General features: G+C 72.6%; 17 protein-coding genes and 3 pseudogenes. 10 read left to right on the top strand and 10 right to left on the bottom strand.

Annotated features, from left to right (window positions below):
* The coding region (locus B1L11_RS12130; protein ID WP_256862453.1) for an alpha/beta hydrolase at positions 1–649 on the bottom strand (649 nt) is incomplete at its 3' end.
* A gap of 116 nt (positions 650–765) precedes the next feature.
* Here B1L11_RS12130 and B1L11_RS12125 point away from each other — a divergent pair.
* From B1L11_RS12125 to B1L11_RS12110, 4 genes are read left to right on the top strand one after another with little or no spacing between them, the layout of a single operon-like run.
* Positions 766–1,152: a hypothetical protein gene (locus B1L11_RS12125; RefSeq protein WP_079314554.1), complete on the top strand. Its 387-nt coding sequence runs from the start codon at positions 766–768 to the stop codon at positions 1,150–1,152.
* Positions 1,149–1,949 carry an ABC-2 family transporter protein gene (locus B1L11_RS12120; protein ID WP_079314553.1) on the top strand — a complete coding sequence of 267 codons (801 nt, stop codon included), beginning with the start codon at positions 1,149–1,151 and terminating at the stop codon, positions 1,947–1,949. Before B1L11_RS12125 ends, B1L11_RS12120 begins: the two co-directional genes overlap by 4 nt.
* A 6-nt stretch (positions 1,950–1,955) precedes the next feature.
* Complete coding sequence (locus tag B1L11_RS12115) at positions 1,956–2,744, top strand: ABC transporter permease (RefSeq protein WP_218671055.1); 789 nt, start codon at positions 1,956–1,958, stop codon at positions 2,742–2,744.
* Positions 2,745–2,749: 5 nt separating this feature from the next.
* Positions 2,750–3,553: an ATP-binding cassette domain-containing protein gene (locus B1L11_RS12110; protein ID WP_079314552.1), complete on the top strand. Its 804-nt coding sequence runs from the start codon at positions 2,750–2,752 to the stop codon at positions 3,551–3,553.
* Here the strand turns inward: B1L11_RS12110 and B1L11_RS12105 are convergent.
* From B1L11_RS12105 to B1L11_RS12090, 4 genes are all read right to left on the bottom strand, one after another.
* Positions 3,480–3,953, bottom strand: a complete 474-nt coding sequence (locus B1L11_RS12105) for a hypothetical protein (protein WP_079314566.1) — start codon at positions 3,951–3,953, stop codon at positions 3,480–3,482. The genes B1L11_RS12110 and B1L11_RS12105 overlap by 74 nt on opposite strands.
* Positions 3,954–4,017: 64 nt before the next feature.
* Positions 4,018–4,965 carry an ABC transporter permease gene (locus B1L11_RS12100; protein ID WP_079314551.1) on the bottom strand — a complete coding sequence of 316 codons (948 nt, stop codon included), beginning with the start codon at positions 4,963–4,965 and terminating at the stop codon, positions 4,018–4,020.
* Positions 4,952–6,007 (bottom strand): ABC transporter ATP-binding protein, encoded by a 1,056-nt coding sequence (locus tag B1L11_RS12095; RefSeq protein ID WP_143737202.1) that lies wholly within the window; start codon positions 6,005–6,007, stop codon positions 4,952–4,954. Before B1L11_RS12095 ends, B1L11_RS12100 begins: the two co-directional genes overlap by 14 nt.
* Complete coding sequence (locus tag B1L11_RS12090; RefSeq protein ID WP_143737201.1) at positions 6,004–7,161, bottom strand: DUF2092 domain-containing protein; 1,158 nt, start codon at positions 7,159–7,161, stop codon at positions 6,004–6,006. Before B1L11_RS12090 ends, B1L11_RS12095 begins: the two co-directional genes overlap by 4 nt.
* Before the next feature lie 133 nt (positions 7,162–7,294).
* Between B1L11_RS12090 and B1L11_RS12080 the strand changes: the two genes are divergently transcribed.
* The 4 genes and pseudogenes from B1L11_RS12080 (at position 7,295) to B1L11_RS12065 (ending at position 12,769) form a co-directional block, all read left to right on the top strand.
* Complete coding sequence (locus B1L11_RS12080) at positions 7,295–7,969, top strand: response regulator transcription factor (RefSeq protein WP_079314548.1); 675 nt, start codon at positions 7,295–7,297, stop codon at positions 7,967–7,969.
* Positions 7,970–8,107: 138 nt separating this feature from the next.
* A pseudogene (locus B1L11_RS53880) lies at positions 8,108–9,354 on the top strand (sensor histidine kinase).
* Positions 9,355–9,362: 8 nt separating this feature from the next.
* Positions 9,363–10,780, top strand: a pseudogene (locus B1L11_RS12070) (aspartate aminotransferase family protein).
* Between the two features lie 207 nt (positions 10,781–10,987).
* The gene (locus B1L11_RS12065; RefSeq protein ID WP_218671054.1) at positions 10,988–12,769 is read left to right on the top strand and encodes a bifunctional UDP-sugar hydrolase/5'-nucleotidase; all 1,782 of its coding nucleotides are present in this window, start codon (positions 10,988–10,990) and stop codon (positions 12,767–12,769) included.
* A 70-nt stretch (positions 12,770–12,839) separates the two neighbouring features.
* Here the strand turns inward: B1L11_RS12065 and B1L11_RS54745 are convergent.
* The 4 genes and pseudogenes from B1L11_RS54745 to B1L11_RS12045 all read right to left on the bottom strand — a co-directional run bounded on the left by B1L11_RS54745 (position 12,840) and on the right by B1L11_RS12045 (position 19,165).
* Positions 12,840–14,026 (bottom strand): annotated as a pseudogene (locus B1L11_RS54745) (Cmx/CmrA family chloramphenicol efflux MFS transporter).
* 572 nt (positions 14,027–14,598) lie between these two features.
* Positions 14,599–15,477, bottom strand: coding sequence for a dihydropteroate synthase (folP, locus tag B1L11_RS12055; protein ID WP_079314563.1), 879 nt, complete (start codon positions 15,475–15,477; stop codon positions 14,599–14,601).
* 171 nt (positions 15,478–15,648) lie between these two features.
* Positions 15,649–18,078 carry a LuxR C-terminal-related transcriptional regulator gene (locus B1L11_RS12050; RefSeq protein WP_179155100.1) on the bottom strand — a complete coding sequence of 810 codons (2,430 nt, stop codon included), beginning with the start codon at positions 18,076–18,078 and terminating at the stop codon, positions 15,649–15,651.
* A 217-nt stretch (positions 18,079–18,295) separates the two neighbouring features.
* The gene (locus B1L11_RS12045; RefSeq protein WP_079314547.1) at positions 18,296–19,165 is read right to left on the bottom strand and encodes a LysR family transcriptional regulator; all 870 of its coding nucleotides are present in this window, start codon (positions 19,163–19,165) and stop codon (positions 18,296–18,298) included.
* Positions 19,166–19,864: 699 nt separating this feature from the next.
* Here B1L11_RS12045 and B1L11_RS12040 point away from each other — a divergent pair.
* Positions 19,865–21,268, top strand: coding sequence for a neutral zinc metallopeptidase (locus tag B1L11_RS12040; protein ID WP_256862450.1), 1,404 nt, complete (start codon positions 19,865–19,867; stop codon positions 21,266–21,268).
* A gap of 290 nt (positions 21,269–21,558) precedes the next feature.
* Here the strand turns inward: B1L11_RS12040 and B1L11_RS50470 are convergent, their stop codons facing one another.
* Entirely contained in the window at positions 21,559–21,780 is a 222-nt protein-coding gene (locus tag B1L11_RS50470) for a hypothetical protein (protein ID WP_256862449.1), read from the bottom strand.
* Between B1L11_RS50470 and B1L11_RS12035 the strand changes: the two genes are divergently transcribed.
* Positions 21,770–23,257, top strand: coding sequence for an LCP family protein (locus tag B1L11_RS12035; protein ID WP_256862448.1), 1,488 nt, complete (start codon positions 21,770–21,772; stop codon positions 23,255–23,257). The two genes, B1L11_RS50470 and B1L11_RS12035, sit on opposite strands and share 11 nt — an antisense overlap.
* Positions 23,258–23,262: the final 5 nt, after the last annotated feature.

Below are 23,262 nucleotides of genomic sequence, written 5' to 3'. Positions count from 1 at the left end.
CGAGAACGGCACCGTGATGATCCGCCCGTCGAACTCGGGGATCGCGACCTGCGAGGCGGCGTCCAGCGGGGACAGGCAGATTCCTGCGGCGGGAGGGCATGCCCCGGTCGCGGAGGGACAGCAGCGTGGCGAGGGTGAGGTGGCCTCCGGCGGAGTCCCCGGCCAGCACGATGTCGTGGGCGGCGTACCCGAGGTCGAGCAGGCACTCGTACGCCTGGAGCGCGTCCGACAGCGACTCGGCGAGGGAGTGGACCGGCCCCTGGCGGTAGTCGAGGGAGAACACCGGGCGGCCGGCGACGGCCGACAGCCGCCACGTGATGGGCCGGTGGGTGGCCGGGGAGCAGACGAAGTACGCCCCGCCGTGGAAGTAGAGCACCACCTTGTCCTCGTCCAGGCCGGGCCCGCCGTGCACCCATTCCCCCGTGCACGAGCCGAACTCGTCTGGAACGATGGACACGTGCTTGGGGAGGATGCCGGGGACCCGCTCGCCGAGGCAGATGATGCGGCTGGCCACGGCCATGCCCGCGGTGTTGCGCACGAGGATGGTGGAGATCGGCTTCATGGTGCCCCGCAGGACCCCGTTGATCGCGGCGGCCTGCCAACTGACCGGATATTCCGGACGGATGTCTACATTCAGCTCATGCCCCATGCAAGCCTCCCAAAAGGGACATTCCCCATTTGGTCATCCGTTCTACCGGTAGGTATGTTTCACTCCCCTTACAGCGGTGTTACGAGAAGGTAACGGCCGCAGGACATGAGGCACCCATGAATGGATATTGCGGGGCTCCGCTGCCCCGGAAGCTCGGTGTCAAGCCCGGCCACCGCGTGTTGCTGGTAAACGCTCCGCAAAATCTGCCCATCGACGGCCATGAGAAGGACGATGGAAGCCCCGAGCCGTACGACGTGATCGTGATGTTCTGCCCCGATGAGGCCGCCCTGCGGGCCGGGTTCCCCCGGGCGCGCGAGCGCCTGGCACGGGACGGCGGCCTGTGGGTGGGCTGGCCCAAGAAGTCGAGCGGCGTCGCCACCGACCTGTCGGGCGACGTCGTCCGCGCCTTCGGGCTCGGCGAGGGCCTGGTGGACAACAAGGTGTGCGCCGTGGACGAGGTGTGGTCGGGGCTGCGCTTCGTCTACCGCCTCGCCGACCGGTGATCCTCGGTCACGGCGCCGCCGTCTCCCTCTATCCGCGGCTGGCCTGGTACGGCTTCCGCAGGCACGCGACCTACTGGGCCGCCGCGCTGGCCGGGGCGTTCACCAACACCGTCTTCGGGGTGCTCCGCGCGTACGTGCTGATCGCGCTGTGGCAGGCCCGCCCCGGCCTCGGCGGGTACGACGTGGCGGGCGTGGTCACCTACACGTTCCTCACACAGGCGTGCATCGGCCCGATGCAGTTGTTCGGCGGCGGGCTGGACCTGCCGCAGCGCATCCGCACCGGCGACGTCGCGCTCGACCTGGTCCGCCCGGCGTCCCTCCAGCTGTGGTGCCTGTCGGAGGACCTGGGCCGGGCGGCGTACCTCTTCGTCGTCCGCGGCGCCCCGCCGACCCTCGCGGGCGCGCTGCTGTTCGGCATCGTCGCCCCGCACGCCCCGGCCGCGTTCCTCGCGAGTGTCGCCCTGGGCGTGGTGGTGAGCTTCGGGTGGCGCTACATCGTCGCCCTGGCCACCTGCTGGGTGATGGACGACCGGGGCCTCACGGTGTTCTCCCTGGTCGTCACCACGTTCTTCAGCGGGCTGATGCTACCCCTGGCGATCTTCCCAGGATGGTTCGGCTCGCTGGCCCGGGCGCTGCCGTGGTCGGCGATGGCGCAGGTGCCCGCCGACGTCTACCTGGGCACGGCCGGCCCCGCCCGCGCCCTCGCCTTCCAGGCCATGTGGGCGGCGGTCCTGCTGGCGCTGGGCGCGCTCATGACCGCCGCCGCCCGCAGGAAGGTCGTGATCCAGGGTGGTTGAGCGCCGGTGATCAGGACGTACGCGCTGCTCGCCTGGGCATGGACGCGAGCCGCGGCGCAGTACCGGGTCTCGTTCGCGCTCATGACGGCGGGCGCGTTCGTGATCGGCGGCCTCGACATCGCCGTGATCTGGATCATCTTCGCCAACACCGGCTCGCTGGCCGGCTTCGGCCTGACCGAGGTCATGTTCCTGTACGGCGCGTCGGAACTGGCCTTCGCGCTCGCCGACCTGCTGTTCGGCAACGTCGACCGGATCAGCCAGCAGATCAGGGCCGGGACGCTCGACGTGATGCTGATCCGGCCGGCCTCTCCCTGGGTGCAGATGGCGACCGACCGGTTCACGCCGCACCGGATCGGCCGCGCGGTCCAGGCCGGAACCGTGCTGGGCATCGGGCTGGCGCGGCTGGACATTCCGCTCGCCCGGGCCTGGATGGTGCCCGTCATGGTCGTCTCGGGCATCGTGATCTTCGCGGCGCTCTTCACGCTCGGCGGGGCGCTGCAGTTCCTGCTCACCGACGCCACCGAGGTGGCGAGCGCGTTCACCTACGGCGGGGCGATGCTCAACCAGTATCCGCTGAGCGTCTACGACGCCCGCATCGTCCGGGGGCTGACCTTCGTGCTCCCGCTGGCGTTCGTCAACTGGCAGCCGGGCCTCTACGTGCTCGGCCGCCCCGACCCGCTCGGGCTGCCATCCTGGACGGGCCTGCTGTCCCCCGCCGCCGCGCTCGCGCTGGCCGCCGTCGCCGCGCTCGCCTGGCGGGCGGGGATCCGCCGCTACCGATCGACGGGGAGCTGAGACCGGTGATCGAGGCAGACGGGCTCGGCAGGACCTTCACGGTCCGCCGCGAGGTCGTGCACGCCGTACGGGACCTGAACTTCCGCGTCGCGGCCGGGGAGTTCGTCGCCTGCCTCGGCCCGAACGGCGCGGGCAAGTCCACCACGATCAAGATGCTGACCGGGATCCTCACGCCCACGTCGGGGCGGGTCAGGGTGGCCGGTCTCGATCCCTCCCGGCGGCGTACGGCTCTCGCCCGCAGGATCGGCGTCGTCTTCGGCCAGCGGACCACACTGTGGTGGGACCTGCCGCTGCGGGACAGCCTGGAGCTGGTCCGGCTCCTTTACAAAGTAGATCGCAAGGCGTTCCGCGAACGGCTGGACGAGATGTGCGACCTGCTCGACCTGGGCGGCTTCCTCGGGACGCCGGTGCGCCAACTCAGCCTGGGCCAGCGGATGCGGGGCGACATCACCGCCGCGCTGCTGCACGACCCCGCCGTGCTGGTGCTCGACGAGCCGACGATCGGGCTCGACGTCGTCAGCAAGGCGGAGGTGCGCGACTTCCTGCGGCGGCTGAACTCCGAACGCGGGACGACGGTGCTGCTGACCACCCACGACCTGGGCGACGTGGAGCGGCTGTGCCGGAGAGTGCTGCTGATCGACCACGGCCGGCTGGCCTTCGACGGCACCGTGGAGGGCCTGCGGGCGACGGCGCCGGGGCGCGCGTCGATCGAGGACGTCGTGGCCGACCTCTATCTCAGAAGCCGTACGACTCCTCGTACTCCTCCTGCTCCTCGTCCGGCTCCGGACGGGCCCAGCGGGACGGCATGAGCACCGGGAGGAACAGCGCGACGCCGAGCAGGCCGTACACGCCGGTGGACAGCAGCGTGAGCATGCCCCGGCCGGCCTGCAGCAGCTCGGCCTGCACCGAAGGCCCGGTGGGCACGAGGCTCGCGGCGCGCGACACGTCGAGGACGTAGACCACGGTCCAGGCCAGCAGCGCCATCGACGGGACGAACGTCGCCAGCGGGGACACCCGGCCGACCAGCACCAGCCCGAGCAGCAGGCCCACGACGGCCATCACGCCCAGGGCGATCAGCATCCGCGTGTCTTTTGCCGGATCGATGCTCTGTGCCGCTCCCCGGACCGCCTCCTGGGACGCCCATCCGCCACCGAGGAGAAGAGCCGCCGCGACGACAACGCCCAGGAGCAGCCCGAAGAAGTGCCGCATGAACACCGCCTTGGGTGAGAGGTCCGCGGCAACACTAGCGACAAAGAACGGTAAAGGGCAGCACTTACGCCGTGATGTCCTTGCTCGTGAAGCGCGACCAGGCGAGGGAGCCGAAAACCAGGACGTACGCGGCGAAGGCCAGCAGCCCCTGCCCCATCTGGTCGAACGCCACCGGCGCCCGCAGCGCCCCGTCGAACGCGGTCCACCACGAGGTCAGCAGGAACGGCCGTACGGCCGCCACCTGCGGGATCGCGGTCAGGACCTGGCTGACCACCACCAGCACGACGCTCGTGGCCACCGCTCCGATCGGCGCCTCGGTCAGCGTGGAGACGGCGAGGGCGACCGCGCCGAGCGCGGCCATCCCCGCGGTGGTGTACAGCACGACCACCCCGACGCGCAGCAGGGCGTCGGCCGCCGGGATCGTCGCGCCGGACAGCAGCGTCACCGGCCCGACCGGGAACAGCACCAGCCCGACCGCCAGCGCCGACAGCGCCACCAGCGCGCACGCCGCGAGGCAGAAGACCACGACGTTGGCGTATTTCACCAGCAGCAGCCTGGTCCGGCCCGCCGGGGCGACGAGCAGGTAGCGCAGCGTGCCCTGCGCCGCCTCGCCGGCGATCGCGTCACCCGCCACGACCGCCACGGTCAGCGGCAGCACGATCGGCATCATGACGGTGAACGCGGCGAAGGTCAGCATCAGGCCGTTGCCGGCGATCAGGCCGATGATCGAGCCGCCCGCGTCGCCGTCCGACGCGACCCGCACCGCGACGCCGACCAGCACGGGCACGACCGCGAGCACCCCGAGCATCGCGAGGTTGCGCGGGCGGCGGAACGTCAACCCGATCTCGGAGGCCAGCAGCCGCGTCAGGTGCCGCACGTGGCCGGACGCGGGCCCGGCGGCGCGGACGGACGGCCGCTCCTCCCGAGTCTCCGCCTGCCGCGACGGCCCGATCTCCTCCGGCGCCGGCGACGGGACCTCCGACACCGCCGTCCCGTTCTCATGCACCGACATCGAACCCCTCCCCGGTCAGGCCGACGAAGATCTCCTCGAGCGTGGGCCGGACCACGCCGAACCCGCGCACGGCCACGCCCTCGCCGACGAGCAGAGCGCAGATCTCCTCCGGCGCCCGGGCGCCGACGACCGCCGTGACCTTGTCGTCCTCGACGCGCACGTCGCCGAGCCCGGCCCGGGCCAGCACGGCGGCCGCCGCGCCGGCGTCCGGCGTCTCCACCCGCAGGCGCGGCTCCTCGCCCGAGGCGCGCAGCGCGGCGATCGGGCCCTGGGCGACCAGCCTGCCGGTGCGCATGACGCCCACGTGAGTGCACATCTGCTCGACCTCGCTCAGCAGGTGGGAGGAGACGAAGACGGTCGTGCCGTCCTCGGCGATCCTCCTGATCAGCGTGCGGACCTCCCGCGTGCCCTGCGGGTCGAGGCCGTTGGTCGGCTCGTCCAGCACGAGCAACTCCCTCGGGACCAGCAGCGCGGCCGCGATGGCCAGGCGCTGGCGCATGCCGAGCGAGTAGGCGCGGTAGCGCTTGCCCGCCGCCGCCGTCAGCCCCACCCGCTCCAGCGCCGCGCCGATCCTGGCCCGCGCCGTACGCGCGTCGGCCCCCGGGTCGGCCGCGTCGAAGCGGCGCAGGTTGGCCTCGCCCGACAGGTACGGATAGAAGGCAGGCCCCTCGACCACCGCGCCGACGCGCGGCAGCGCCCCGGCCAGCCCGGCGGGCATGGGCGTCCCGAGCAGCGACCACGTGCCGGAGGTCGGGGCGACCAGGCCGAGCAGCATGCGGATCGTCGTGGTCTTGCCCGAGCCGTTGGGGCCGAGGAAGCCGAAGACCGATCCGCGCGGCACGGCCAGGCCGACGTCGTCGACCGCCACCTGGCCGCCGCGGAAGCGCTTGGTGAGACCGGACGTGACGATGGCGTGCGCGCCCGGCCCCCTCGGGGGAGGGCGGGGCGCCCCGGTGTCCTCCCGTGACGCCCCCGCGCGCGTGCCCACCGCCACCGCGTCCACCGCGACCCCCGCTCGTCCGCGGTGCGTGGGCTCGGTCATTCCTTCACACCCGCCGCCCTGTAGAGGGCCTCCGGGGTCACGGCGCCGGCGAGCAGGCGGCCGTCGTCGGTGATCAGGATCGACACCACCTTCGTGCGCAGCAGCCGGCCGCTGCCCCACTCCCCGCTGACGGGGGTGGCCGACGACTTCACGCCGTCGAGCAGCGCGCCGAGGTCCACGCCGTCACGCCCCTTCCCTTCCTGCTTCTGGGCGGGAAGGTCGGGCAGGGAGGTGACGAGCACGCTGTCCCAGCCGGAGCCGACGACGCGGCCCCGGTCGTGCGCCTCGGCGGCCGCCTCCGGCCGGTGGCCGGTCGGCGGCGTGACCGTCCCCTGCTCGACCTTCGCGCCGGGCGGCGGCGTGAAGGAGAAGTTCTCCGGCGCGGGAGCGGTGAACGACAGCGACTCGAAGCCGACCTCGAAGGCCGGCTCTGCCGCCCCCTTGGCGTACACCTGGACGCGCAGCGGCATCAGCTTCTCGCCGTCGAGCGCCACCCGGACGTCCTTGATCAGCGAGTCGGGCGACTTCGGCGTCAGCACGATCTGGTAGGCCGCGCGGCCCGCGACCGTGACGACGTCGCCGACGCTGATCGCGGTGTCGGTCCCGGCCGTCCGCAGTGCCTGCCGCGCGGCCTGCTCCGGGGTCGCGAACGGCGACGCGGATCCGGACGGCAGCGGGAAGGCGTGGTCAGGTCCGCCGCCGGAGGCCGCCGGGGCGGTGAGACGGGTCGCCTTGTTGGCGGCGCTGTCCCACAGCCACACCGTGCCGCCGTCGGCGACGACGTCGGTCTCGCTCATCTCCCCCGGCAGCATGAGGCGGAACCGGTCCTCCCCCGCGTACCAGATCTTGAGCTGGTGCGACCCCGACAGCAGCGACGCCGCCGAGGCCCCGGACGGCCCCGGCGCCCCGGACAGGCCGGGCAGCGCGGGCAGGCCGAGCGACGCCGTCTCGACGATCGTGCCGGACATCTGCGGCATCCGGCCGCTCTGCCAGGTGCGCGCGACGTCGGCCAGCAACTGCTCGGCCGTACGGTCCGGCAGGGACGGGTCGCTGCGCACCGCCGCGATCACCGGTCCTGTCCCCACGGCCGCCGCGACCACGGCCACCGCCGCCACCGGCACTCCCCACCTCACGGCGCGGGCTCTCTTCGCCATCTCACATCTCCCACTATGGGCGGAAAACCTGACGACCCGAGACTGCCGGGACGTTCCTGTGCCGACGCTGAGAGGCTGAGAGGGCTCTCAGCCTCGCCTCTCCCGCACCTGCGAAAGGGTCCACACTGGGGCAATGCGGGTTCTGGTGGTGGAGGACGAGCGGCGGATGGCGGCGGCGCTGCGCCGCGGGCTGCAGGCGGAGGGCTTCGCCGTCGACCTGGCGCACGACGGCAACGAGGGCCTGCACCTGGCCCGCGTCGGCGACTACGACGTGGTCGTGCTCGACATCATGTTGCCCGGCCTGTCCGGCTACAACGTGTGCAAGCAGTTGCGCGCGGAGGAGAACTGGGTGCCGATCCTCATGCTGTCGGCCAAGGACGGCGAGTACGACATGGCCGACGGGCTCGACCTCGGCGCCGACGACTACCTCACCAAGCCGTTCTCGTACGTGGTGCTGGTGGCCCGGCTGCGGGCGCTGCTGCGCCGGGGCGGCGGCCGTAGGCCCGCCGTGCTGTGCGCGGGCGACCTGTCGCTCGATCCCGCGGCGCGGCTGGTCACGCGGGGCGAGACGCCGATCGAGCTGACGCCCAGGGAGTTCGCCCTGCTCGAATACCTGATGCGCCGGCCGGGCGAGGTGGTGTCGAAGCCGGAGATCCTGGAGCACGTGTGGGACACCTACGACACCGATCCGAACGTGGTCGAGGTGTACGTCGGGTATCTCCGCAGGAAGATCGACACGCCCTTCGGCCGCGCCGCCCTGCAGACCGTGCGCGGAGCCGGATACCGGCTCGCGAGCGACGGCGGCTGAGTCGTGCCGGGTACAGCCGCATCCGGTCTGGCCGTGCTCGCGCGCCCGGTGACGTGGTGGCGGCGGCAGAGCCTGCGGTTCCGGGTCACCGCCGCGGCGACGGCCGTGCTGGCGCTCGCCCTCGCCGTGTCGGCGTACATGTTCGTCGCGGTGCTCGGCGAGGCGCTCGTCCGCGGCATCGACGACCGGATCTACCAGCGGGGACGTGAGATCGTCGCGCTGTCCGACGCGGACCGGCTGTCCGACCCGGTCGTCTCGGTGGACAACACGATCGTGCAGGTGCTCGACCGGGACGGGCGGATCGTCGACGCCACCCCGAACACCGACCGCCTGGTCCCCCTGCTGCCGGCGGAGGCGCGGGAGGACGCCGTGCGCACCGGCGCGGCCCGCTTCCTGGACGGCCGGCCGTACGCGCTGCCGGGGCCGCTGCGGGTGCGGGCGCTCAGCGCGGACCGCGGCGTGACGGTGATCGTGGCGCGGTCGTTCGCCGAGGTGGAGAGCAGCCTGGTGACCACCGGGCACGTGCTGATCGCCGGCATGCCGCTCCTGCTCGCGCTGCTGGCGGCGGTCTCGTGGCTGGTCGTCGGGCGCACGCTGCGGCCCATCGCGCTGCTGCGGCGGGGCGCGGCCGAGGTGGGCGCCACGGCGCGGTCGCGGCGGCTGCCGGTGCCCGAGGCGCACGACGAGGTCCACGCGCTCGCCACGACGCTCAACGACATGCTCGGGCGGCTGGAGGAGGCCGACGCGCGGCAGCGGGCGCTGGTCTCCGACGCGGCGCACGAGTTGCGCAGCCCGCTCGCGAGCATCCGGCTCCAGCTGGAGGTCGCGCTCAGCCACCCCGAGGGGCAGGACTGGAAGGAGACGGCCGAGGGGGTGCTGGAGGACACGCTCCGGCTGTCCCGCCTCGCCGAGGACCTGCTCGCGCTCGCCCGGCTCGACGAGGGCCGCCTGGGCCGGCGGGAGCCGGTCGACCTGGCGGAGCTGGCCCGCCGTACGGCCGAGCGGTACGGCCTCGGCCTCGACCTCGCGCCCGGCGTGTCTCCCGTCGTGCTGGGCGACGCGCTGGACCTGCGCCGGGTGCTCGCCAACCTGGTCGACAACGCCCTGCGGCACGCGGCGTCGGCGGTCCGGATCGGCGTACGCGCCGAGGGAAGCGCCGCCGAGCTCACCGTCACCGACGACGGGCCGGGCATCCCGCCCGAGGACCGCGAGCGGTCTTCGACCGGTTCACCCGGCTCGACGACGCGCGCAGCCGCGACGACGGCGGCGCGGGTCTCGGTCTCGCGATCGTGCGCACCACGGTCGAGGCCCACGGCGGTACGGTCCACCTGGAGGACGCCTCCCCCGGACTGCGTGCCGTCGTCCGGCTCCCCCTGGCATGTTGAGGAGTTCCATGCTTCCCGAATACGGCAGGCCCGTCACCGAACTGCTCGCCGAGCTGGCCGCCCTGAAGGAGGCCGACCTGCCCGTGCGCGGCGGCAAGGTGACGGCCTACGTCTACGACACCGGCCTGCCGGAGGTGCACGAGGCCGCCCACCGGGCGTACGCGGAGATGCTCGAAGTCAACATGCTCGACCCGACGGCCTTCCCCAGCATGGTCGCGCTGGAGCGGCAGGTGGTCGGGGCGGTCGCCGAGCTGCTCGGACGGCCCGGCGCGCCGGGCGTCTTCACCAGCGGCGGCACCGAGTCGATCATGCTGGCGGTGAAGGCCGCCCGCGACGCCCGTCCCGGCGCCACCCGGGTCGTGCTGCCGGTCACCGCGCACCCGGCGTTCCACAAGGCGGCGCACTACCTCGGCATAGAGATCGTGCCGGTCCCGGTGGACCCGGTCACCTACCGCGCCTCCGTCCCGGCGTTCGAGGCCGCCCTGGACGACCGTACGGCGCTGGCGGTGGTGTCGGCCCCCTCCTACCCGCAGGGCGTCGTCGATCCGGTCGAGGAGGTGGCCGCGCTCGCCGCCGCGCGGGGCGTGCCGTGCCACGTGGACGCCTGCGTCGGCGGGTGGCTGCTGCCGTGGCTGCGCGAGGCGGGCGCCGCGATCCCGCCCTTCGACCTGGGCGTCCCCGGCGTCACCTCGATCTCGTGCGACCTGCACAAGTTCGGGTACGCGCCGAAGGGCGCGTCGGTGCTGCTGTTCCGCGACGCGGACCTGCGCCGCCGGGCCTACTTCGCCTCGGCGGCCTGGCCCGGCTACACGATCATCAACGCGACCGTGCAGAGCTCGCGCTCGGCCGGGCCGCTCGGCGGCGCCTGGGCCACCCTGCAGGCCCTCGGCCGGGAGGGCTACCTGGAGCTCGGCCGCAGGACGCTGGAGGCGACCCGGCGGCTGGTGGAGGGCGTGCGGAAGATCCCCGGGCTGCGGGTGCTCGGGGAGCCCGAGGCCGCGCTGGTCGCCATCGCCGGCTCCGCCGAGGTGGACGTCTTCGTGCTCGCCGACGAGGCGCGCAGACTCGGCTGGTTCCTCCAGCCGCAGTTGTCGTACGCCGGATCCCGGCCAACATCCACGTCACGGTCACCGGCGTGACGCTGGCGGGGGTGGACGCGATGCTGGAGGTGATCGCGGAGGCGGCCGAGGCCGCCCGGCTGCGGGGGCCCGCCGACGTGCCCGAGGGCCTGCCCGAGCTCATCGCGTCCCTCGACCTCGACGCGCTGGACGACACGACGTTCGCCGAGCTCGCCGCGTCGGTGGGGATCGACCTCACCGCGACGGGACAGCCCGGGATGGCGGTCGTGAACGCCGTGCTCGACGCGCTGCCTGCCGCGACCCGCGAGGCCATCCTCGTCCGCTTCCTGTCGGTCCTGTACTCCTGAGGAGTCGGCGGGCGGGCGGTGCTCGTGGTCAGCGCGGGCCAGGGCGTCATTCCTATCCCTCGCAGGTTTCCGGAGATCCGGAAAGTTGGTTTCGCCCCCGCCCGTCTCTCGGATCTTCACCTGTCCGGCGGTCGCCCGCCCGCCGGACGTCACCTGGCGTTGATCCAATTCCTGCCGTCACAGCCACGAGCAAGCGAGGGTAACGACGTGCACCACAACAGCTTCCGGCGCTGGGCGACGGTCTCTGCGGCCCTGGCCGCGACCGCCGTATCGGCGCTGACCGTCCTGCCGGTCGGCGCCGCCGAGGCCGCGCCGCAGCCCGTGGACGTTCAGCTCCTGTCCGTCACCGACCTGCACGGCTACCTGACGCCGCAGAACGACGCGGCGAACGGCACGGTGAAGGACGCCCAGGGCCGGACGATCGTGGTGGGAGGCGCGCCGTACATCGCCGCCCACCTGAAGAACCTGAGGCAGGGCCACCAGAACTCCATCACCTTCACCACCGGCGACGACTTCAGCGGCTGGCCCGTCGAGGTGGCCTATCACCAGGACGAGCCGACCGTCGAGTTCCTCAACTCGATCGGCGTGGAGTTCGCCGCGGTGGGCAACCACGAGCTCGACCGGACGCAGGAGTTCCTCCGCGGCCACATGGGCAAGGGTCAGTGCTTCGGTGTCGTCGACGTGGACAGCTGCTTCACCGACTCGACCGGCCGCAGGTTCCACGGCGCGGACTACACGATCTCCTCGGCGAACATCACCCGCAAGGGCTCCACCACGCCGATCTTCAAGCCGTACGTGATCAAGCACGTGAAGGTCCACGGCGGCCGGGAGGTCCGGATCGGCTTCATCAACCTGACCACCACGACGACGGTCGCCGGCTCGACGTCATACCAGCCCGAACTGGACAACCTGCCGCTGGTGGAGACGGCCAACCGGTACGCGGCCGAGCTCAAGCGCCAGGGCGTCGAGGCCATCGTGGCCAACGTGCACGAGGGCGGCTCGGCCGGCGGCTTCTACGACGGATGCACGAACCCGTCCGGGCCGGTCGTCGACTTCGCCAAGCAGGTCTCCCCCGACATCGACGCGATCGTCACGGGGCACTGGCACGCGCTGTTCAACTGCACGATCCCCGACCCGGCCGGCAACCCCCGTCCGGTGGTGGAGGCGGCCAACCACGGACGCCTGATCAGCGAGATCAACCTCAAGATCGACCCGAAGACCGGTGAGGTCATCCGCTCCGCCACCGCCGCGGTAAACCACCCGGTCACCCGGGACGTGGCCCCCGACCCCGCGGCGGCGCGGCTCGTCGACTACTGGAACGCCCGGTCCGCGCAGACGGCCGCCCGCCCGGTCGGCAGGATCAGCGGCGACATCACGCGGACCCGCGCCGCCGACGGCGAGAGCACGCTGGGCAACCTCGTCGCCGACGTGGAGTACGCCGACGCGCGGCACGGCGGGCCGGTCGATCTGGCGCTGGTGGCCACGGCGCCGCTGAAGGGCTCCGCCAGTCTGCGCGGCGACCTGCGCTTCGCCAAGGGGACCAACCCGGCAGACGGCGACGGGACCGTCCTGTTCGGCGAGGCGTGGGCGGCGTACGGCTACGCGAACCCGGTGCTCACCGTCTCGCTCACCGGGCGGCAGATCGAGCAGGCGCTCGAGCAGCAGTGGCAGAAGCAGGCCGACGGCACGGTGCGGTTCGGCCCGCTGGCGGTCTCGGACAACGTCCGGTACTCCTATGACGCCTCCCGGCCGGTGGGCGACCGGATCGACCCCTCCCAGGTGCTGATCGGCGGCGCCCCGCTCGACCTCGGCCGGACCTACAGGGTGGCCGCCCTCGCATACACCCTGATCGGGGCGGACGGCTTCGACGCGCTCGCCTCCTTCACCGACCCGGTGCGCAACTCGCGTGACTACGACGCCTTCCGCGCCTACTTCCAGGCGAACGAGACGGTCGCTCCGCCCGCGCTCGACCGGGTGACCGCGCTCTGAGATCCGGCCCGCGTACGGCGCCGGCAGGGCCGCCTCCCCCACCGGGAGGCGGCCCTCGCGCGGCTCACGCTCAGAAGGCGGCATCGCGTGGAGACGTTCTCCGGCCGGTCCTCCCGATCCTCCGCGCCACCAGGGCCGGCCCCGCCACCGCGAACGCCAGCGCCACCAGCAGCGCGCTGACCCACGGCGCGGACCGGTAGCCCAGCCCCGCGCCGATGGCGAGCCCGCCCAGCAGGGGCCCCGCGGTCGCGCCCACGTTGAAGGCGGCGGTCGCGAACGAGCCGCCGAGGGACGGCGCGTCGGACGCCGCGTAGAGCGCCCGCGTGATCAGGGTGGAACCGACGGCGAACGACAGCGTGCCCTGCACGAAGACGAGCACGAACACGGCCGCCGCGTCGCCCACGGCGACGCCGAACACGACCCAGCCGGCCAGCAGGGCCAGGCCGCCGGGCACCAGCAGCCACATCGGCCGCCTGTCCGCCATCCGGCCGCCGATCGACACCCCCACGAACGACCCCAGGCCGAAGAGCGCCAGCAGCACCGGCACCCACTGCCGGCCGTACCCGCCGACGTCGTGACCACCGGAGCGAGATAGGTGAAGGTGCAGAAGGTGGCGCCGTTCACCAGCGCGCCGAGCAGCAGGGTCACGAGCAGCCGGGGCCGGCGCAACGCCCGAAGTTCCCGCCGCGCGCCGGGCACGGCCGCGTCCGGCGGCGTGGCCGGAACGGCGCGCGCGACCGCGACGACGGCCGGCATCGAGACCAGCGCCACCGCCCAGAACGCCGAGCGCCAGCCCAACACCTGGCCGAGCACGGCCCCGGCCGGCACCCCGGCGACGCACGCGAGCGTGATCCCGCCGAGCAGTACGGAGGCGGCCCGGCCCTTGGCGCCGGCCCCGGCCATGGCGGTCGCCGTCGCGAGACCCACGGCCAGGAACCCGGCGTTGGCCAGCGCTCCGGCGACGCGGGCGGCCAGCAGAACGCCGAAGCTGGTGGTGACCGCGCCGGCCACGTGCACGAGCATGAAGACGGTCAGGAAGACCAGCAGCGCCCGCCGTCTCGGCCACCGCAGGCTGAGGACGGCCGTGAGCGGCGCGCCCACGATCATTCCCACGGCGAAGGCCGACGTCAGCGCCCCGGCGGCCGGGACGGACACCTGCAGGTCACGGGCGATGTCGGGCACCAGGCCCGACAGCATGAACTCGGACGTCCCCTGAGCGAAGACCGCCAGTCCGAGCATGTAGATGGCGATTGGCATGACACTCCACACCGCGTCGTAAGAGGTCGCGAAGGATCGCGAAAGGTCGATGAGGACGCGGCGAGCCACGGCGAACACAGCCGGACGACCAGGAGCGCCCAGCCGGGCACACGGGACCACCGCGCGAGAGAACCCGGGGCCCGACGGCGGAAGCGCCGCATGACGACGCCGACCGTGCGCGAGGCCCGGGGGAAACGGCCCGTACGACGGTGATTCGGTGACAGGCACCGCACGGCCGCGCTGCAACGGGCGCGGCGGCGCCCCCACACGCAACGCGAGGTGGCGACGGCCGCGGCGATTCAGCGCGACAAGACGGCGCGCGAATCAGCGCGGAGAAGACAGCGCGACACGCCGGTGCTGCGGCTCAGCGCGTCAGGTGAGCGGTGCGACGGCTCAGCGGTGCGAGGAATCAGCCACCGAATGACCGGTGGCTAGCGTCTCGACGCCTCGGGGCTCGACATGGCCGACACGTTAGTCACGGCGCGAGCGCCCTGTCCACCGTTTTGATCACGGCCCGCCGCGAGGAACACCGGGCCCTGCCGGAAACCTGCCAGGACTCTGCTGAGAGCGGGTCAGGACGGCGCGCCGCCGAGGCGGGCGACGACCGCGAGAGCCGTACGGGCGCTCGCCGCGTCGTGGACGCGGAACACCCGGGCGCCCTGCAGCGCCGACACGGCGAGCGTGGCGAGCGTGCCCGCGTGGCGCTCCTCCACGGGCAGGCCGCCCAGCGTCTCGCCGACGAAGTCCTTGTTGGAGACGGCCACCAGCACCGGCCAGCCGGTGGCGGTCAGCTCGCCGAGCCGCCTGCTGACCTCCAGCGAGTGCCACGTGTTTTTGCCGAAGTCGTGAGCCGGATCGATCAGGATCGCGTCGCGGCGGACTCCCGCGGCCACCGCGCGCTCGGCGAGGTCCGTCGTGTACGCGACCACGTCGGCCACCACGTCGTCGTAGGCGATGCGGTGCGGCCGGGTGCGCGGCTCCACCCGCCCGGCGTGCGCGCACACCAGGCCGATGCCGTACGCCGCGGCGACCTCGGCGAGCTTGGGGTCCACGCCGCCCCAAGTGTCGTTGAGCAGGTCGGCCCCGGCTTCGGCGACGACCTCGGCGACCTCCGACCGCCAGGTGTCGACGCTGATGATCACGTCGGGGTGCCGGTCGCGCACCGCGGCGACGACCTCCGCCACGCGACGTATCTCCTCGGCCGGATCGACCTCCGTGCCGGGACCTGCCTTCACGCCTCCGATGTCCACGATGTCCGCCCCCTGCTCGATCTGGCGGGAGGCGGCGTCGACCGCGGCGGAGAAGGCGTAGGTCGATCCCCTGTCGTAGAAGGAGTCGGGAGTCCGGTTGACCACGGCCATGACCGCGAAGTCGCCGGGACCGAAGGCGCGGCCGCGCAGGCGCAGGACGGACGGCGTGCCGGGCTGCGTGCCGGGCGCTCCGGTGGGCATCGGCGAACTGGACACGCCGCCAGCGTACTGCCGCCGGCGTGCTGAGGACCGTCCCGCGGCGGCCGCCCGCCCTCCACACCCGTGAGACGGCCGCGGCAGGCGCCACGCCGGAACGGCGAGGAGTTCGGGCGTTCGCCGAAGGTGGTGGGGAGGCCGGAGATCGCGTGCTCGTCAGCGTGGACGGCGAAGCCCATGCTCCTCAGTGCGGACGGGAGGCGGCGTGGCTCTGCCGCGATCCCAGCCGTCCTGACCTCCGGCCTTCCGTGCGGTCACCCACGCGGCGATCTGGGCGCGGGAGTTGAAGCCGAGCTTGGTCAGGATGCGCTCGACGTGGCCCTCCGCGGTTCTCAGGGAGATGACGAGCGCCGAGGAGATCTCCCGGTTGCTCATCCCCTGGGACACCAGCTCGGCGATCTCGCTCTCGCGCCTGGTCAGCGGTGACGCCGCCGGTACGGCGGCCTCCTGCGGTTCCTCGCCCCGGTCCTCGGTCCCGCCCGCGTCCGCCGGCTCGCCGAGCGCCTCGGCGATGGCGTCGTCCAGCGTCAACCGCCCTCCCAGGCGCAGCGCGCGGTCGAAGGCCCGCTCGCCCATCCGCGCCCGGAGCGCGTTCACACACCGCTCATGGAACTCGCGGTGCTGCACCATCCACAGGGCGTCTATTCCGGCCGTCCGGCACACCCCCATCGCGGCGCCCAGCATGCGGGTGGCGGCGGCGTGCCGGTCCTCGCCCTGCAGGATCCAGCCGAGCGCCTCCATCGAGGTCCCGATCGCAAGCCGGTCGTCGAAACCGCGGCCGACCCGCAGGCTCTCACGGGCCGCAGACGCCGCCCGGGCGTTGTCCCCGCGCTGCCAGGCCTGGATGGCGTACACGTTCAGCACCCAGGACCGGATCCAGCTCTCACCATGGCGCTCGGCGATCGCGAGGCTGCGCTCCAGCAACCGCTCCGCCCGTTCCACGTCGCCCAGATAGCCGACCGCGGCCCCGAGTGAGAAGAGGCCGACGACGAGGGCGATGCCCTCCCCGGCGGCGGCGAGCCCGTCCACGGCCTCCTCCAGCATGACGGCCGCCCGCGCGTGGTCGCCGCTCTGGTGGCTCGCTATGCCGGCGATCAGCGACGCCCAGGCCAGGATCCTGGAGTCATCCAGCTTCTCCGCCAGCGCCCGGCCCTCGCCGAGCCGAAGCTCCCCCGCCGTCGGGTCGCCCTGCATGAACGCCAGGTGCGCGTCGGTGCACAACGCCTCGGCTCGTACGGCGGTCGGTCCCGGCGTCGCCTCCAGCAACCGGTCGAGCCAGTAACGGCCCTCGCTGTAGAACGCGTTGGGCATCCAGAGGGGATCGAACAAGAGCATGGCCATGCGCAGTCCGGTCTCCGCCTCGCCGGGCTCGCCGAGGCAGAACTCCATGGCGGCGCGCAGATGCGCCCGCTCCAGCCGCAATCGGGTGTACCACGTCAACTGGGCGGGGCCGAACCACTCGGCCACCGCCCGCTCGACCAGACGGAGGTAGTGGTCACGGTGGCGCCGCGCCAGCGCTCGCCGCTCGTCGGGCCCCCGCAGCCGAATCCTGCCGAACTCCCGCAGCGTCTCCAGCATGCGGTAGCGGACCTGGCACCCGTGCTCCTCGCGCAGCAGTAGCGACTTGTCGAGCAGCGCGTCGATCAGATCGAGCACGTCCTGCTGTTCGATGCCGTCGCCGGTGCAGACCGCCTCCACGGCCTCGAGATCGAAGTGGCCGGGGAAGATCGAGATGCGGCTCCACAGCATGCGCTCGGTCGGGGAGAGCAGTTGGAAGCTCCAATCCACCAGCGCGTGCAGGGTCCGCTGCCGCGGGACGACGGTCGGGCTCCCGCTCGTAAGCAGGCCGTACCGATTGTCGAGTCGTTCGAGCAGCGCGTCGACCGACAGCGCCCGCAGCCGCACGGCGGCCAGTTCGATCGCCAGCGGGATCCCGTCCAGCCGGCGGCACAGCTCGACCACGGCGTCCTCGTTGTCCGGGGTCAGGCGGAACCCGGGCACGACGGCCGCCGCCCGCTCAAGGAACAGGCAGACCCCGTCGTACAGCTCCGGCGCCTTACCCGGCAGCCGCCGGTCCGGCTCGGGAAGCGCGAGCGGCGCCACCTTCATCTGGTGCTCGCCCGTGACCCCGAGCGATTGGCGACTGGTGGCGATGATCCGCAGTTCGGGAACGGCCCGCAGGAGCCGGTCGGCGAGCGACGCACAGGCGCCTCGAAGGTGCTCGCAGTTGTCGAGCACGAGCAGCGTCCGCTGCGCCGACAGCGCCTGGATCAGCGAGGCGAGAGAGGACTTCTCCGACTGGTCCCGCACGCCGATGGTCGCCGCCACCGTCTCGGTGACCAGCTCCGGGTCGTCGAGGGCGGACAGATCGACCAGCCAGACCGCGTCGAACGCCCGGTGCTGCTCGGCGGCGACCCGCAGCGCGAGCCGGGTCTTGCCGACGCCGCCCGCTCCCGTCAGAGTCACCAGGCGCGAGATGTTCTGCAAGCGGCGGATCTCGGTCAGGTCCTGCCTGCGGCCCACAAAGCTCGTCAGCTCGGCTGGAAGGTTGCCGACCCGACGCGTGAGCGGCGCGCTGGTGACCACCACTTCACGCTAGGCGGGGCGAACTACCAGGTCAAACGCTGTTATCACCGCAATACCGGGCCGCTCGCCCGCCTCCCTTCGACCGGGACGGCCGGGAGCCGGGAGCTTCACCCGCCCGCCGCCGGTCCTGCTGGTATGGATCGCCGTCGATGGCACGGGACAGGTCCCGCGCCAGATGGACGAGGCAGTGGAACGATCCAAACGACACGCATGCGATTCATGCCGCGGAGCCGCCCTCGGCCAGGGCCACGAAATCCTGCGCCATCGCGGGCAGCCGCCGCCGGGCGTGCACGACCGCGATGATCTTCCGGAGCGAGGGATCGAGCGAGCGGACCACCAGGCCGGCCCTGGCCGCCTGCTCGGCCATGCCCCGATACCACAGCAGCGAGGCCCGCCCCTCCCGTACGGTCCGCAGCCAGCCCCGGCGCTCGTCGGACTCGACGGCCGGGATCGGGCGGACGCCGTGCGTGGCGAAGATCTGGTCGAACTCCCTGCGGCGGGGGCTGCCGGGGGCGGGCAGCACCAGCCGCATGCGGTCGAGCCGGGCCACGGGGACGGGGTCGGGCAGGTCGAGGCCGGGCGGGGAGATCAGCACGATCTCCTGGCGTTCGAGCGGGTGGCTCACCAGGTCGGTGGGCACCGGGAGGTCGGTCAGCCCGAGATCGGCGCGCTGCTCGCGGACCGCGCTGACCACTCCCTCCCGGCCCTCGCACCGCACGATGTGCACCCGGATCCCCGGATGCTCGGCGGCGTAGGCGGGCAGCAGGCGCCCGGCGAGGCCGGGCTCCAGGCTCGGCGTGGACGCGATCCGCAGTTCGGCGCCGGAGGAGTTGCCCTGCGTCGCGAGGGCCTCGATCTCGGCCACCGCGTCGAGGGCCTCGCGGGCCAGCTTCACGACCCGGCGTCCCTGGGCCGTCACGACGACCCCGCGGCCCGAGCGCGCGAAAAGCGTCATTCCGAGTTCACGTTCCAGATCGCGTATCGCGCGGGACAGAGCGGGCTGCGCGATATAGAGCGATCTGGCGGCATCGGTCATGGTGCGGTGCTCCGCAGTGGCGACCACGTAACGGAGCTGCTGCAGATTCATGCGAAAAACGCTAGGGCAGACGAGCCCGGCGATTCCGGAACATCGCAGAGATCACGTCGGTCGATTACACATCGTGCCCGGCATCTGCTACATCCGTGATGGATGAGAAAACAGTATTCTTTTGCCCCAAATCCACAAAGGGGGCAATGTCGTGGCGCAGCAGTACCCTCCCCAGGAGCCACCGGGGGAGAGTTCTCCCTATTCCGGGCCGCCGTATTCACCGCAACCGGAGGCTGTGCCCGGCTCACCGGACGCACCGCGGTCTCCTGGCGCGGCGCCTGGGCCGTACGGTCCGCCGGGGTGGGGCGGACCTGAGGGCGGCGCGTGGCAGCCGGGGCCCGGCGGGGCTCCCTACCCGCCGCCACAGCCACAAAACGGTTCCAACGGTCCCCAGGCGCCGGGAGGCCAGTATTACGGCGGCCCCTATCCGCCAGGTGGACACCCCCAGGGCCCGGCCGCGTACCCGCAGAACGCCCACGGCCCGGCCCAGCCGGCGAACGCCTCGCCGCAGGGCGGTCCCCACCCTTCCGGCGCGCCGTACGGCGCGGTTCCCGGCGTGCCGCAGGGCGGTGCCTACCAGCCGAACGGCCCATACCCGGGCGGGACGCCCTATCCGCCCGGTGGCCAATTCCAGGATGCGCAGTTCCAGGGTGGTGGGCAGTTCCAGGGCGGTGCCGGGCCGCAGCCGCAGGCGCCGGCGTGGCCGAACGCGCAGTCCCCCTCTCACGCGGAGCCCTACGCGCAGTCCTACGCGCCCCCGCCGTCCCCCGCCGCTCCGGCGGGCCCGCCTCCCGGCACTGCGTACGGGCCGCCGAACGGGGCGCCGGCTACCCGGGAGGCCAGGCGTACGCGCCGGGCGGGCTCGCGTACCCGCAGGGCTTCCCGGCATCGCCGGGGAACACGGCGGCCCCATCGCAGGGCATGCCGTTCCAGGCGGCGCCACCCCAGGCACCGCCGCACTCGCCGCCACAGGCGGCACCCCAGCCGGCACCGGCCCAGGGGACGCCCTTCCAGGTGCCGCCGCCGCAGGCACCACCACAGACGCCGCCGCCGCAGGGGCCGGGGTGGGCGCCGCAGCCTCCGCCTCCCCCGCGCGGGCCTGCCGCCCCCTATCCGCCGCCCGCCTGGCGCCCGCCCCGCCGCAAGTCCGGCGCGGGGGCGGTCGTCGGCGCGCTCATGGGCGTGCTGGCGCTGGTCTTCGTGCTCGTCGTGGTCGTGAGCGCGCTGGCCGGCCTGTCGCACCGCGACGAGTCGGTCTCGCCGGTCGCGATTCCGACCTTCACCTTCTCGCCGTTCCCCTCCGACGAAGCCACCAGGGACACCGAACCGACCCGGAAGCCCACCTCGAAGCCGACGTCGCAGCCCACGACGCGGCCGACTCCGGTGCTCAACCGCACGACGAAGAACAACAGCGTCTATCGGGCCGGGTCGCTGGCGAAGACGAACTGCCGGGCCGGGAACGCCAGCATCTACAACCACGCCCAGTTCAAGGCGCTGATCCTCAAGACCGGCGCCTGCATGGGCAAGGCGTGGGCGCCGGCGCTGGAGCGGGTCGGGATCGACTGGAGCCCGCCGAAGTACATGATCGCGGCCCGCAAGGGCAGGGGCGCGTGCGGCGACTATCCCTCCCCCGGCAGCAACGTGCCCTACTACTGCCCGAGCAACGCCACGATCTACGCCTCCACCTCGGCCATGGCGAGGGAGTACGGCCCGCTCGGATCGTGGAACGGGATCATCATCAGCATGATGGCCCACGAGTACGGCCACCACATCCAGAACCTGTCGGGCATCTCCGACTCCTGGTGGCGGCAGACGCTCGACTCCGGCTCACGCAGCGGCAAGATGGCCCTCAGCCGCCGGCACGAACTGCAGGCGACGTGTTTCGGCGGCATGTTCATGCGGTCGGTCGCCGCCTCGTATCCGATCGACGCCACCCGGCGCAACACGCTCCTGTGGGCGTACAGCCACCTGGGCGACCAGCCGGGAGGGCCGCGCGACCACGGGAACACGCGCAGCAACGCCGCCTGGTTCCGCCAGGGGTACACCCGCCCGATGGCCTACCAGTGCAACACCTGGGTCGTCGGCTCCAGTTCCGTGTCGTGATCGGCCCTCTGATTTACGTCTACCTTGTCCGGATATGGGGGTTAGAATCCCTAGCCACAGCTTCGGAGGAGAGAGCGGTGAACCATGCGAGGCGGGGGTCCCGCTGACGAGGCCGGGGGGCCCGGGGAAGGTCGGCGGCCAGATCAGCGCAGCGGAGACGCAGGCCAGACCAGTGGAGACGCAGGTCAGCCCAGCGGGAACACCGGTCAGCGCGGCGGGGACACAAGCCAGCCCAGGGGCGGCACTGGTCAGCGCAGCGGGGACGCGGCTCAGCGCGGCGGAGTCGCAGGTCAGCGTGGTGGGAGTGGGAACGACAGGGAACCCACGACGAGCCCGCCGCCCACATCGGCCGCGCGTCCCAAAGGGCCGCGTTTCGGTCCTCCGCTGACCACCGCCTCCCTGATCGGCTGGACGGCGCTGTCGGCCGTCCTGCCCGGGGCGGCCCACCTGCGGGCGGGCAACCGCCGCACCGGGATCGCGCTGCTGGCGACGTTCGGCGTCGTGCTGGTCACCCTGGTGGTCCTGGTCCTGCGTCTGAAGGACAACGCGGGGGTCGTGCTGCGCGGCAGCACGATGACCGCCGTCATGGCCGGCGCCGCCGCGTGCGCGCTCGCCTGGTTCGCGCTCGTGCTCCTGTCGTTCGTCGCTCTGCGCCCGCAGCGCCTGCCGCAGACCGGGCAGGTGGTGTCCGGCATCGTGGCGGGCGTGCTGTGCGTGGCCGTCATGGCCCCGTTCGCCTTCACCGCGAACACGATCAGGACGGCCAGCCAGTTACTCGACGACGTCACGGCTCCGGTGGAGGGCTCGACCCCTGTGCCCGTGCACGCGGAGAACCCGTGGAACGGCCGCACGCGGGTGAACTTCCTGCTGATCGGCGGCGACGCGGCGGGCAACCGGGTCGGGGTGCGCACCGACTCGATGACCGTGGCCAGCGTGAACATCGCCACCGGCAACACCGTCCTGTTCAGTCTGCCGCGGAACCTCCAGTACGTCCGCTTCCCCCCGACCAGCCCCCTGCACAAGGTGTTCCCCAACGGCTTCAACGCCGAGGGGCAGGGCCTGCTCAACTCCGTCTGGTACTACGCCGACAACAACCCGCAGGTCATGGGTGGCAAGAACAGGGGCGCGCAGGCACTGAAGGACGCCATCGGCTACACCCTTGGCCTGCACATCGACTACTACGCGATGGTCGACATGTATGGCTTCGCGGCCCTGATCGACGCGGTCGGCGGGCTCAAGATCCGGGTCGAGCAGGACGTCAAGTGGGGCGGGAAGTTCGGCACCGCCGGGACCATCAAGGCCGGTTACCGGACGCTCAACGGCGAGGAGGTGCTCTGGTACGGCCGCTCCCGGGTGGACAGCGACGACTTCTCCCGCATGGCCCGCCAGCGCTGCGTCATCGGCGCGCTCGCGCAGCAGGTCACCCCGGCCACGGTGCTCGCGAACTTCACCAAGATCGCCGCGGCGGCCCGGCACATGTTCCGCACCGACATCCCCCGCGACCTGCTCGAGCACCTCGTCCCGCTCGGTATGAAGGTGCGGAGCGCCAAGATCACGAGCCTCCAGTTCGTGCCGCCGCTCATCTACACGGGCAACCCTGACTGGGCCAAGATCAGGCAGCTGACCAGGGACGCGATCCGGGAGTCGATGTCCGACCGGAACATCGTCGCGGCCACCGCCTCGCCGATGACGTCCGCCGGGTCGGCGCGTCCGCCACCCCCTCCGGCCCGTCCCCGTCCGCGTCGCCGAGCCCGTCCGTCTCCCGTACGCCGGTCGTCGCCGGGGCGAGCCCCCGCAAGACGCCCACGACCAACGACAAGGCGGCCAAGAGCCTGTCGGAGCTGTGCGGCTTCTGAGCCCGGACTTCTGAGCGAGGACTGGCTTCTGACCTGGCGACACCGGAGGGTTTTTCCGCGAAGGCGTGGACGCCGCCATCCGGATGCAGCAAGGTTGTCACGTAACGTATCCACCCAGTCACGATCCGCCTAGTAACG

Origin of the sequence: Microbispora sp. GKU 823 (assembly GCF_002027145.1) — a bacterium.
In the GTDB taxonomy this organism is placed as follows: domain Bacteria; phylum Actinomycetota; class Actinomycetes; order Streptosporangiales; family Streptosporangiaceae; genus Microbispora; species Microbispora siamensis.
The sequence above is the reverse complement of the archived record's forward strand: the minus strand, read 5'-3'. Positions and strand labels throughout refer to the sequence as shown.

Excerpts from the sequence above, each read along its gene's own strand:
- B1L11_RS12125 (WP_079314554.1), top strand. The coding sequence starts at position 766 with ATGAATGGATATTGCGGGGCTCCGCTGCCCCGGAAGCTCGGTGTCAAG.
- B1L11_RS12095 (WP_143737202.1), bottom strand. The coding sequence starts at position 6,007 with ATGACCGAGCCCACGCACCGCGGACGAGCGGGGGTCGCGGTGGACGCG.
- B1L11_RS12090 (WP_143737201.1), bottom strand. The coding sequence starts at position 7,161 with ATGGCGAAGAGAGCCCGCGCCGTGAGGTGGGGAGTGCCGGTGGCGGCG.
- B1L11_RS12045 (WP_079314547.1), bottom strand. The coding sequence starts at position 19,165 with ATGAATCTGCAGCAGCTCCGTTACGTGGTCGCCACTGCGGAGCACCGC.
- B1L11_RS12080 (WP_079314548.1), top strand. The coding sequence starts at position 7,295 with ATGCGGGTTCTGGTGGTGGAGGACGAGCGGCGGATGGCGGCGGCGCTG.
- B1L11_RS12105 (WP_079314566.1), bottom strand. The coding sequence starts at position 3,953 with ATGCGGCACTTCTTCGGGCTGCTCCTGGGCGTTGTCGTCGCGGCGGCT.
- folP (WP_079314563.1), bottom strand. The coding sequence starts at position 15,477 with ATGCCCACCGGAGCGCCCGGCACGCAGCCCGGCACGCCGTCCGTCCTG.
- B1L11_RS12100 (WP_079314551.1), bottom strand. The coding sequence starts at position 4,965 with ATGTCGGTGCATGAGAACGGGACGGCGGTGTCGGAGGTCCCGTCGCCG.